Below are 4788 nucleotides of genomic sequence, written 5' to 3' on the forward strand. Positions count from 1 at the left end.
CCCCTTGCTGCGGCAACGCGGGCGGCCCACCCGGCTCCACCGCGGCCCGCCGGCTTGCTGAAAATTTCCGGAATGTGCCGGTACGGCGACGAGGCCAGCGGGTACCTGCCTGCTGGCCCTGCCGAATGGGCGCACGCGTATTTTTCAGCATCTTTTTTCGTGTTTTTATGAAGAATTTCTCTTCACTGCTTCCCCTTTTTCTATTGTTTTTTCTGTCGTCGATTTCGGCCTTTGCTCAGGTCGATTTAGTAGTGTCGTTGCAGGATAACGCCCGCCGGCCAGTAGTAGGCCAGGCCGTGCACCTCGACAACGCTGCCATCGGCTACAGCGCCGAGCTGCCCACCGATGCCCAGGGCAAAGCCCGTTTCCGGGGCCTGAGCACGGCCGGCAGCTACGCCGTGAGCACCACTGTGAGCGAGCAATACCAGGCCGTGCGCGAGGCGGGCTTGGTGCTGCGCGCCAACTCCAGCCCAAGCGTGACGCTGGTGCTGCCCGCCGTGAGCAGCCAGACGCTGGCCGGTGTGGTGGTGCGCGCGCCCAAAAACGGCACCACGCTCAATACCCAGAACGCCGAAGTGGCGTCGGAGCTGTCGGCCCGCGAGCTGCGCGAGATTCCCATTGAGGCCCGCGACATCACCCGCGCCCTCTACCGCCTGCCCAACGTGACGCTGGCCACCGGCTTCTTCTCCGAAGCGCCCAACGTCAGCATTAATGGGGCCAACGGCCTCTACACCAACTACCTGATTGACGGGCTCGACAACAACGAGAACTTTCTGGGCGGGCAGCGTTTCGCCATTCCGGTGGGCTTTGCCCAGAATGTGAATGTGCTCACCAACAACTTCTCGACGGAGTTCGGCAACTCGGCCAACGGCATCGTGAACGTGACCACCAAGTCGGGCTCCAACGACCTCACGGCCGAAGCCTTTTACCTGACGCGCCCCGGCCCGAGCATCGATGGCAAAACGGACTTTGCCCAGCGCGACCTTTCGGGCAACCAAGTGAAGAGCGGCTTTCAGCGCCAGCAGTTCGGCTTCGGCGTGGGCGGCGCGCTAGTGAAGGACAAGACCTTCTTCTACCTGAATGCCGAGCAGACGTTCGACTTCAAAGACAACGTGCTGACTTCGCCCGAGCTGGGCATCAACGCCACGGTGCGGGGCCAGAACCGCTTCACCTACCTCTCGGGCAAGCTCGACCAGCGCTGGACGGAGCGGTTCCGCTCGTCGCTGCGGGCCAACGTGGGCATCGTGAACATTGAGCGCCAGGGCGGCGGGCTCGATGGCGGAATTGCTTTCCCATCGAGCGGCAACAAGCAGGACCGCAACTCGCTGGAAATCGCCAGCCAGAACGTCTACGTGGGCCAGAATTTCACTTCGGAAACCGACGTGCAGTACGCCCGTTTCCGCTGGAACTACGCCCGCGCCCAGAACCCCAACAGCCCTGATGTGACCGTGCTCGACCCCAACGGTGCAGCCATTGCCTACCTGGGCCACCCCGGCTACCTCTTCGATTCGCATCAGAGCACCTGGCAGGGGCAGCAGAAATTCACGCTGCTGAAGGGTCGCAATACCTTCAAGGGCGGCTTCGGCATCATCAGCACCGAGCACCTGCTGTACGGCGGCGGCAACCCCAACGGCAGCTATACCGTGCAGCTGACGCAGCCGCAGCTGACCGCGCTGGCCGGCCGCAACCTGGGTCCGGGTCTGAGCATCAATGATATTCCGGCCAACGTGCAGGTATTGAACTACAGCGTGGAGCTGCGCCCGGCGGCCTTCGGCACTACGCAGAACCTATATAACATCTACCTCGAAGACCAGGTGGCCGTGACCGACCGCCTGAACGTGACCCTGGGCCTGCGCTACGACTACGACAACCTGTCGAAGGGCGGGGCCGAGCACGGCGACCGCAACAACCTCGCGCCCCGTGCCAACTTCAACCTGCGCCTGAGCGAGCGCAGCAGCCTGCGCGGCGGCTACGGCCTGTTCTACGACAAGATTCTGTATACCGTGTACAGCGACGCCCTGCAGCAGAACACCACCGATGCCGACTACAAAACCCAGCTGCGCGAGCTGGTGCGTGTGGGTGCCCTGCCCGCCAACACCAACGTCGACCGCATCATCTTCGACGGCAACCTAAGCGGCAGCGCCGCCAACGTCACCTATCTGCAAGGGCCTTCGGGCAGCACCCTGCAGAATCAGCGCGCCGGCGTGCCCAGCTACGAGCGCCGCATTTTGAACCCCGACGGCTACCAGAACCCGTACTCGCACCAGGCCACGTTGGGCTACCAGTACCAGCTGGGGCAGAAAACCCTGTTCTACGTCGACCTGATGTATAACCGCTCCTACGACCTGTTCCGCCTGCGCAACGTGAACGCCGTGTCGGAATACCCCGTGACGAACCCTAACAACGTGACCGTGCGCACCCCGGCCCAGGCCGATGCCACGCGCCCCGTGCCGATTCTGCCCGATGGCAGTGCCGTTATCGGTGGACAGCGTGTGACGGGCGTGGCCCGCAACGTGGTCGAAACCGAGTCGGCCGGTCGCTCGCGCTACATGGCCGCCAGCTTCAACGTGCAGCACGATGCCGGCGAGGAAAAAGTGGGCTACCGCGTGTCGTACACACTCTCAAACCTGAAAAACGACACCGAAGACGTGAACTTCCGCGCTGCTGATGCCAACAACTACGGCCCTGAGTTCGCCAATTCCATCAACGACCGCACGCACGTTATCAATGCCATCGGCAGCTACTATCCCATTAAAGCGCTGCGTTTTACGCTGGCGGCGCTGCTGCAAAGCGGCCAGCCCATCAACCGCGTCACGGGCGGCTACCTCATCCCCGGCTCGAACCCCGCGGCGTACACCAACGACCTGAACGGCGATGGCAGCTCCTTCAGCACGGCCTACCTCGGCAATGCCGACCGCTACCCCGGCGAAGCCCGCAACTCCGACCGCCTGCCCTGGTCGAAAACCTTCGACGTGGGCGCGCAATACACCCTGCGCTTCGGCCAGGCCACTAGCCGCCTGGAGCTGACGGCCGACGTGTTCAACGTGCTCAACACCCAGAACCTGAGCGGCTACGCCAACAACGCCACCCAGAGTAACCAGATTCAAACCGGCCCGGCCGGCTCGGGCATCATCCGGCGCAATGCCAGCGCCCCGCGCCAGTTCCAGTTCGGCCTGCGCTACGCGCTGTAGAGACGCAATATTTTGCGTCTCGTCGTTGAACGGCTTGTGCTTTAATCATCAGGCGATTCCGTTCAACGATGAGACGCAAAATATTGCGTCTCTACACGTTCTTTGGCCTCAATTACCCTATGAAAAAAACACTTTCCCTCGCCGGCGTCGCCACTCTCGCCCTGCTGGCCGGCTGCAACTCCAACCCCGTCCGCACCCCGCAGCAAACTCTGGCCCAGACCTGGCCGCAAATCGAAGCCAAAGGCAAGGGCCAGCCCGTGAGCATGCAGATGTGGATGGGCGACCCGCTCATCAACAAGTACATGAGCACCTACGTGAAGCCCGAGGTGAAGCGGCGCTACAACATCGACCTGGAGATTTCGGCCGGGCAGGGCGCCGGCCTGGCCCAGACGCTCGCCGCCGAAAAAGAAGCCGGACAGCCCAGCGAAATCGACTTGGCCTGGATAAACGGTGAGACGTTTTATCAGCTCCGGCAGGTCGATGCGCTGCTTGGGCCTTACGTCGAGAAGCTGCCCAACGCCCGCTACCTCGACCTGCAAAACCCTTTCATCAACACCGATTTTCAGCAGCCGGTGGCGGGAATGGAGTGCCCCTGGGGCAACGTGCAGTTCACGTTCATCTATGATTCGAGCAAGGTGGCGCGGCCGCCCCGCTCGTTTGCCGAGCTGCCGGCGTTCGTGAAAGCCCACCCCGGCCAGTTCACCATTCCCAACGAATTCACGGGCATGACGCTGCTGAAATCGTGGATGATGGCGCTGTCGGGCGACTCGAAGCAGTTCCAGGGCAAGTTCAACGAAGCTGTGTACAACAAGTGGTCGGGCGAGCTGTGGAAGCAGATTAACGCCAGTCGGCCCTACTTCTGGAAGCAGGGGCAGACGTTTCCGGAGCAGCTCGCGCCGCTGCATCAGCTGTTTGCCAACGGCGAGGTGGCTTTCACCTTCTCGAACAACGACGCTGAGGTCGATAACAAAATCAACCAGGGCGTTTTCCCGCGCACGGCCCGGGCCTACGTGCCCGCGCCCGGCACCATCCAGAACTCGCACTACCTGGGCGTGATGCAGGGCAGCCAGCACCCCGAAGCCGCCATGCTGGTGGTTAACTTCCTGATTTCACCCGAAGCTCAGCTGAAAAAAATGGACCCCAACGTGTGGGGCGACCACACGGTATTGAACCTGGCCGCCCTGCCCGCCGCCCAGCGCCAGCAGTTCGAGCAGCTGCCCTCGCGCCGCTACGCGCCCCGGCGCGAAAGCATCCAGGGCCTGGCCCTGCCCGAGCCCGACCCGGAGTACATGGCCCGGCTGTTCAAGGATTTCCGCAGCCAAGTGATTGAGAAGTAGGGGAGGAAACCTTGATACTTGAACTGTCATGCTGAGCTTGTCGAAGCATCTCTACCGCTTCGTCTGCGTGCGTTCAACGAAGCGGTAGAGATGCTTCGACAAGCTCAGCATGACGTTCTGCTTTAATTCGCGCACCGACGTCAACCCAATGAAAACCACCAAACTGCTCCTGCTGCTCTATGCCCTGCTGGTGGCCGGCCTGCCGCTGGCCGGGCTGGGCTATGCGCTGCTGGGCAGCGTGGGCGTGGTGGGGCCGCTGG

Annotated in this window: 2 protein-coding genes; both read left to right on the top strand. The window is 62.4% G+C overall.

The genetic code is table 11. From position 1 onward, the window contains the following. The first annotated feature begins 203 nt into the window (after nucleotides 1–203). Nucleotides 204–3191, top strand: coding sequence for a TonB-dependent receptor (locus tag ACYVDE_RS14650; protein WP_460502288.1), 2988 nt, complete (start codon nucleotides 204–206; stop codon nucleotides 3189–3191). Between the two features lie 119 nt (nucleotides 3192–3310). Beyond that, nucleotides 3311–4528: an ABC transporter substrate-binding protein gene (locus tag ACYVDE_RS14655; RefSeq protein WP_460502289.1), complete on the top strand. Its 1218-nt coding sequence runs from the start codon at nucleotides 3311–3313 to the stop codon at nucleotides 4526–4528. Nucleotides 4529–4788: the final 260 nt, after the last annotated feature.

This window comes from Hymenobacter agri (genome assembly GCF_054778495.1).